This window comes from Allobosea rubneri (assembly GCF_032464875.1).
GTDB lineage: Bacteria > Pseudomonadota > Alphaproteobacteria > Rhizobiales > Beijerinckiaceae > Allobosea > Allobosea rubneri.
On sequence record NZ_JAWDID010000060.1, the window covers coordinates 25,808 to 32,172 of the forward strand.

The window sequence follows — 6,365 nt, forward strand, 5'->3', positions numbered from 1 at the left end:
GCCCTTAGCTGGACCGGCAACGGCTTCGGCTTTCACCAGAGCAAACTTCGATCACCAGCGGACCTATCGTCTGCGGGAAGGAGACTGTCATGGCTAACAATGATCAGCGTGGTTTCGGCTCCATGGATTCCGATAAGCAGCGCGACATCGCCTCGAAGGGCGGGCAGAGCGTTCCCGATGAAAAGCGCAGCTTCTCGCAGGATCGCGAACTGGCCTCGGAAGCGGGGCGTAAGGGAGGCGAGAACAGCACCGGCGGCCAACAGCAGGCCGGCCAGCAGGGCCGAAGCCAGCAAGGCGGCGACGGTCAGGAAGGCCGAGATAGTCAGCGGGGCGGTGAGGGCAATTTCGCCAACGACCGGGAGCGAGCTTCCGAAGCGGGCCGCAAAGGCGGACAGAGCTGAATCCGCTGAACCTTACTTGCTTTGAGAGCACGACGCCTCGCCCTAATCAGGTGGGGCGTCGTCGTTTAAGCCCGCTCTGACCGCTTATGCTGCGGCGGAGCGAGTTGCTTCGCACCATCAGGCACCGCTCGGTAACTGACCTCGCGCCTAAGGGCTCAGGCGGCACGACCCGCGGCTGACGATTTCGACCGCGCGGAGCACATTATCGAGGCTCTCGAAGGTATGGGAGGCGACTTCGTGAAGCGCACTGGCTGATCGTCCTAAAGGGGTCAAACGGAACAAGCCGGAACGGAGTTGCTCGATATGTCCTGCAGGCCGTCCCAAGAGGTCGGTGAGTACCCAATGGCCGGGCGACGTCATGGAAACGTCGAAGTCCATTATCGACCCTCCCTCCGATTCCAATGCGGAACTGGCAGCGAAGTTGCATGACCGCCGCTAGAGACCTCTTTCAAAGTCGCCTCGCGGGCAAGCGGGATCTGGATTTCCCTCGGGGTTCGTGGAGGTGCCTATGCCGCTGTATCGGTTTGTCGTGAACGACGGGCGTCATAGCGACCTGACTGACGCCATTGATCATCCGAGCGACGCCGTGGCCGTGAAGGACGCTCACCGAGCCCTTGCCGAGCTGGTTGCAGATTTGCCGGCAGGCGCTCGCGCCGAGTACCGCATTGCCGTGGAGGACGCCTCGGGGACGGTCATCTATCAGGCCTCGTTGACGTTTCGAGGCGAGACAGCCGGCGATATGAAGGCACCATTGGACGGTGAATCTAAGCCATAGCCGCCGCCCGCACGATCGGCTCCGATTCTGACTGCTCGGTGGGCAACACGCGCCCCGTGACGGCGATGTAGCGGTCGCCATGGTGCATCACCGCGATCAGCACCGTAGTCCCGTCGTCACATTCCACTGTCAGGCGACCGAAGAATGCGGCAGGGTCGACGGTGCTTGTGTCGCAGGTCAGATGGCCAACCCTGAGGTCGTCGTAGACGGGGGCGAAAGAATAGGCGAGCGGTATCCGGCGCCCGTCGCGCAGGATCAATGTCCCTTCTCCCGTGATCATTAGCCTGTCTCCGCCAGGCGGCTTCAATGCGAGCCGCAGCGGTTATTTCCAAAAGAGGCATGGAGACAACTGCGCGTGAAATGAACTCCGATCTGATGGGCACCGCAACGTCTTTTCTTAATGGTCGGGGGCGAAAGGAGCTGCATCATCTCGGGCACAACGATGGCCGGCTGACATTCCGGCTTTTAGCTTCGGTCCGGCCGGAACTCGCATCAGCGCTTCGAAATCAGCGCGACGACCTCGAGCTCTAGGGCTTCGATCAGGACGAAATATTCCCGGATCTCATGGCCCGCCGAAGCCTTATGGGACCAGTGTTCAACGCCGGCCCATGCCAGCTCATAATCCTCGCACAAATCGAGAAAACTCTCCCCTGTCGCGGCGGCGAGGGCGCGGCTGTGTTCTGGCATGCGAAGCATGAGGCGCTGCCGCCCGTGTTCGCACAGTGTCGCTCTATTGGGCTTGTCCGAGCTGACCATCGGACGACGCTGACAGCCAGCGTCTTTCGGTCAATTGGCCTTAGGGGAAGACTGAGCGATCGATATTGGCTGATGCGCAATTAGGCACTTAAGCCGTCTCGAGCACTCGTAGCCAATGGGGTTCGTAGACGTGACAAGCTGGCCGCGAGCGGCGTGCGTCCCGTTGCGTCAAAAGGATGTTTGTGGCTACCATCAAGTGATTGTGGGACAGGGCTATACATGCAGCCGAGCAGTGTCCTTCTGAATGCACCGCCTGAACCTCAGACAGTTCGGGACCAATTAGCGCGAATCCTTGCAAGTCGCGACTTTCTGGTGCCCCAGCGGGTGCAAGGCTTTCTGACCTACGTGGTTGAGGAGACCTTGGCAGGCCGCGGCGATCGATTGAAGGCTATCGCCATTGCGACCGATGTCTTCGGCCGCGGCCTCGATTTTGATGCGATGAACGATCCGGTTGTGCGCATTGAAGCCGGACGGCTGCGCCGGGCGCTGGAACGCTATTATCTGCTGTCGGGCAGCGTCGACCCGGTCATCATCGACATTCCGAAGGGCGCTTACACCCCGACCTTTACGCAGCGCGAAGGCGCGAGGGTCGCGGAAGAACCGGTTGTTAAAGACCCGCCTGGCCAAGAGCTACCCGCTGCGCACCCGGGCATTCCACGGCGACGTTGGTTGTCCGCCTTGCTGTTCACCGCTTTTGCCGTTTCTGTTCTGACTGCTGCGACCTGGCCGAGGAAGCTCGAGGAGCAAAGACCAAAGCGGCGGGCGACCGCTCCGGAGATAACGCTTGCTGTCGCACCGTTCTCCAACTTGGCAGGGCCGGCGACAGGGCTTTTCGCAGCCGGGGTATTTGAAGAACTGCTCGCTCAGTTGGCTCGCTTTCGGGAGCTGAGGATCGTCCGCGCGGAGGTGGTGTCGCCGCCCTCCACCAATGGAGGTCCTCTGCCGACGCCTCAGTACCGGTTGGAGGGCAGCGTGCGCGGCGGAGAGCAGTTGCGCGTAACCGCAAGGCTGGTCGATGTCGAAAGCTCCCGGATTGTCTGGAGCCAAATTTATGAGCGGGACCTGTCCAACGCGCGAATCTTTGACATCGAAGCGGATATCGCCACCAAGGTTGCGATAGCAGTGGCGCAACCGTACGGGGCGATTTTTGGCTCCCAAGGCACCGCGGCCGATGTTCCGGGCAGCGCCGATGCCTATCAATGTGTGCTGCGCTTCTATCAATACCGGAAGGTTCTCAGCCCGGTTGAGCATGCCTCCACGCGAACGTGTCTTGAACGGACAACGGAGCAGCACCCCGACTATTCGACGGGATGGGCGATGCTGGCCTATCTCTATCTTGACGAGGACCGCTTTGGACTGAACCGGCGCGAACCCGCACCGGCCGCAGGGCTACGAGCACGCGAGGCCGCCGAACGGGCCGTTCTCCTCGATCCTGCGAACGCTCGCGGGCTCCAATCTCTCATGACCGTGCTGTTCTTCAACCAGGAGCCAGACGCAGCGTTGCGCGTTGGCGAAACGGCCCTCGCTCTCAACCCCAACGACACGGAAGTGCTTGCGGAGTTCGGATCACGGCTTGCCCAGACAGGAGACTGGCGGCGAGGTGCAGTCATGATGGAGGAGGCCATCGCGAGAAGTGCGGTTCGGTCCGGTTATTATGTCGGAATGGTTGCGCTCGCTTACTACATGCAAGACGACAATAGTCGCGCTGTCGAGTGGATCAGGCGAGCCGACCTGAAGCAATTCTCAATCTACCACTTCGTCGCCGCCCTCATCTTTGCTCGCTCGGGCCTCGAACGGGATGCTAAGGTGAGCGTCGCAGCGTTCATGGCGATGAGGCCGCGGTTTTTCGACGATTTCAGTCGCGAGCTGTCGACCCGCAACTTTAACGCCCGTGACCGTGCGATCCTGATTAAAGGAGCGAGGGAAGCGGGCTTTCCCGTCAGCTTTCCGAGCAATTGATCTGGGCGGTCGAGGAAGGGAGACATCCATATCAAACGTCCTGTCAGGCAGATGCCTCACAGGGACCGAGCGCGGAACGAGTCGGCCCGGCCGCCGTTTCGACTCCCCGAGAAGGATGGGGTCGCCGACTTGGCGTGAAGGCGGCGGCACGCTTGTCATGGGAGGTTACTAGCGACGAATATTACCCCGTCCTGCGCCGGAGCCTGTGACCAGCAGATTTGGCAAGAAGGCTTGATAACTCGATATCAAGCTCCGTAGATAGCATGATAAACGGGGGAGCGGATGTCCGAGAAGACGGATGCGATATGCATGGCGCTAAGCACGGGACGCGAGCCAAAGGCCTTTCGAGCGGCACTCAGAAAGCAGAAGTTTAATTGGCACGTCCCTTCCTCCCGGTGGGTCGTGACAGTGGGAAGCCCCGAGCATCGAGACATGGAGGCTGTGCTGGACAAGATGAAGGAGCCGGAGTGACGGGCACTGAGGTTTGGTTGCCGGTCGAAGGAGCCGAAGACGAATCCCTCGTAGATCTGGCGGAGACCGTGATGGCCACCTTAACGCATTACGGGATGTCTCCCGTCGAGCCACCCTCCGAAGGGCGGGGCTCGCCGGTCGAAATCAAGGTGGTGTTTCCTACGCAAGCGGACGCCGAAATGGCGAGGGTGCTCTGGAAGTTGGCTAAGCCTGATTAGCTGACGATTGCAGCGTGTGTGCCGCTTCGGACGACGTGACGCTCGTCGCCGTTCCAGCGGAAGAGGTATTCGCTTTCCCCACGATACTTCGGGTTGTCGAGTATGTAGCGCACCGTCGACGGCCACCATTTACCGCCTCGGGCCGTGGGGATCTCGTCGGCATTGAGTGCGGAAGCAATGGCCTGGAGGGTTGCGCCATCCTTCCGCATGGCGAAGACCCGCCGCACCGTGCCGGCGTTCTCCTTGTCCGTGGCAAGTCCGCCCTCTCGGTCGGCCACATATCCCAGCGGGACGGCGCCGCATGCATATCCTCCCCTCGTCGCTTTCTCCCGCCGGCCGAGGAACGTCCGCTCGGTGATCACCTGCCGCTCCTGCTCCGCCATGCCGGCGAGGATGGCGAAGACGGTGCGCCCCATGGCGGTCGCCGTGTCGATCGGCTCGGTCACGCTCCGGAGCTGTATGCCGTGGCGCTCCTGCAGGTCATTGGCGGCCGTGACCGCATAGACAATCTGACGGGCGAGGCGATCGAACTTCCAGACGAGCAGCACCGAGAATGCGCCCTCCTCTGCCAGGTCGACGATGCGCCGGAATCCGTCGCGCTCGCTCGGCCGCGTCGCTCCCGACACGCCGGCATCCGTCACGACCTCGACGAGCTCGTATCCCTGACTGGTGGCGAAGGCTCGGATCGCCGCTTCCTGGGTCGCGAGGCCGAAGCCGTGTTCGGCCTGCTCCGTCGAGGAGACGCGGACATATCCGACCGCCTTGTTGACGACGACCGCTCGCTCGCTGGCGACGACGCTGGCCTTCCGCTTCAGACGCTGGACGCGGTTCGATCCGACCATCTAGGCGGGCCCCCTATAGGAGATAGAAGAGAGGTGATACGGCGGCGTTTATGAATTTATCCGAATATTTATAATTGCCGACTCCGCGTCAAGTGTGCTCGACGTCTTGTTATCAACCATCGGGGCTTGCCTATGGGCTATTCGCGCAGCCAGTTCCGGGAGCTGAAGGCGGAATTCGACACCGCCTTACTCGACGCCGATGGCGATCCCAGGTCATGCCGACTGTACGACGTCGAAATGGTAGAGGGCGACTTCAAGGAATCCGACGATCTGGCCGCTGTGCTCCACCAGCTTCATATCCCCGAGGCGTGCAATATCGCTGCCGTCATTTCGTCGGTGCAGAGGCTCTTGAGCCTGCCAAGGTCGGAGGTGGCCTGTAGGGAGCTCTCAGAAGTGTTGATCACCTCGTTGGATATGCTGCGGGAGAATATCCGAGACGCCGTAGGGCACGCAGCAGGCTATCAGGAAACCGATGCAGATCGGGTGATCCGAAGGTGGGCTGGCTTCTTGAAGCACCCAAGACAGTACGTCTTTGCCCATAGATGCTTCGACGGTTCTGAGTTGGGAGATTTGGACCGGATCGAGATCGACACGGAGTTCCTGACCTCTTGGGACCAGTTGAATGCTCGCGAGAGAGACCGGAAAAAGGCAGAGCTCGCTCGAAAGTTCACGGTAGCCAAGCTGCCAGCCGTCTCGGAACTCACGAATTTCTTCGTATCGTGCGCAGGTCACCTGGACCTGCTCATCCAGACGGGTCGCCACCGGTGTTGCTAGTACCGGCGTGCTATCAAGGGAGAGGGGGCGCAGAATGGCTTGTGAACCGCCCCGGCTTCGCCGGAGGCCGTTTCGTTTGAGTCACGCCGCGATGGCTGGCTCATCCAGCATAGCGTAGTAGCGTTCTTCGGCTTCGGCCGGTGGGATGTTGCCGATGGGCTCCAGCAAC

Annotated in this window: 7 protein-coding genes; 4 read left to right on the forward strand and 3 right to left on the reverse strand. The window is 61.1% G+C overall.

Translation table 11 applies throughout. The features are described 5' to 3' along the window. Positions 1-89 precede the first annotated feature (89 nt). Together RKE40_RS25085 and RKE40_RS25090 are read left to right on the forward strand one after the other, a co-directional pair. The gene (locus RKE40_RS25085; protein ID WP_316020921.1) at positions 90-401 is read left to right on the forward strand and encodes a con-10 family general stress protein; all 312 of its coding nucleotides are present in this window, start codon (positions 90-92) and stop codon (positions 399-401) included. 508 nt (positions 402-909) lie between these two features. Beyond that, the gene (locus RKE40_RS25090; RefSeq protein ID WP_316020922.1) at positions 910-1,176 is read left to right on the forward strand and encodes a DUF6894 family protein; all 267 of its coding nucleotides are present in this window, start codon (positions 910-912) and stop codon (positions 1,174-1,176) included. Here the strand turns inward: RKE40_RS25090 and RKE40_RS25095 are convergent. Then, entirely contained in the window at positions 1,166-1,456 is a 291-nt protein-coding gene (locus tag RKE40_RS25095) for a hypothetical protein (RefSeq protein WP_316020923.1), read from the reverse strand. The genes RKE40_RS25090 and RKE40_RS25095 overlap by 11 nt on opposite strands. 212 nt (positions 1,457-1,668) lie before the next feature. Further along, positions 1,669-1,872 (reverse strand): hypothetical protein, encoded by a 204-nt coding sequence (locus RKE40_RS25100; RefSeq protein ID WP_316020924.1) that lies wholly within the window; start codon positions 1,870-1,872, stop codon positions 1,669-1,671. Between the two features lie 372 nt (positions 1,873-2,244). Here RKE40_RS25100 and RKE40_RS25105 point away from each other — a divergent pair, with 372 nt between their 5' ends. Then, entirely contained in the window at positions 2,245-3,891 is a 1,647-nt protein-coding gene (locus RKE40_RS25105) for an adenylate cyclase (protein ID WP_316020925.1), read from the forward strand. 685 nt (positions 3,892-4,576) lie between these two features. Here RKE40_RS25105 and RKE40_RS25110 read toward each other — a convergent pair. Beyond that, a complete protein-coding gene (locus RKE40_RS25110; protein WP_316020926.1) occupies positions 4,577-5,422 on the reverse strand; it encodes a recombinase family protein in 846 nt (281 codons plus the stop codon). 132 nt (positions 5,423-5,554) lie between these two features. On the opposite strand from RKE40_RS25110, the gene RKE40_RS25115 reads away from it, so the two are divergent. Then, entirely contained in the window at positions 5,555-6,196 is a 642-nt protein-coding gene (locus tag RKE40_RS25115; RefSeq protein WP_316020927.1) for a hypothetical protein, read from the forward strand. Positions 6,197-6,365 lie beyond the last annotated feature (169 nt).

Coding starts and splice junctions, on each gene's coding strand:
- RKE40_RS25085 (WP_316020921.1), top strand. CDS start 90: ATGGCTAACAATGATCAGCGTGGTTTCGGCTCCATGGATTCCGATAAG.
- RKE40_RS25090 (WP_316020922.1), top strand. CDS start 910: ATGCCGCTGTATCGGTTTGTCGTGAACGACGGGCGTCATAGCGACCTG.
- RKE40_RS25095 (WP_316020923.1), bottom strand. CDS start 1,456: ATGATCACGGGAGAAGGGACATTGATCCTGCGCGACGGGCGCCGGATA.
- RKE40_RS25100 (WP_316020924.1), bottom strand. CDS start 1,872: ATGCTTCGCATGCCAGAACACAGCCGCGCCCTCGCCGCCGCGACAGGG.
- RKE40_RS25110 (WP_316020926.1), bottom strand. CDS start 5,422: ATGGTCGGATCGAACCGCGTCCAGCGTCTGAAGCGGAAGGCCAGCGTC.
- RKE40_RS25115 (WP_316020927.1), top strand. CDS start 5,555: ATGGGCTATTCGCGCAGCCAGTTCCGGGAGCTGAAGGCGGAATTCGAC.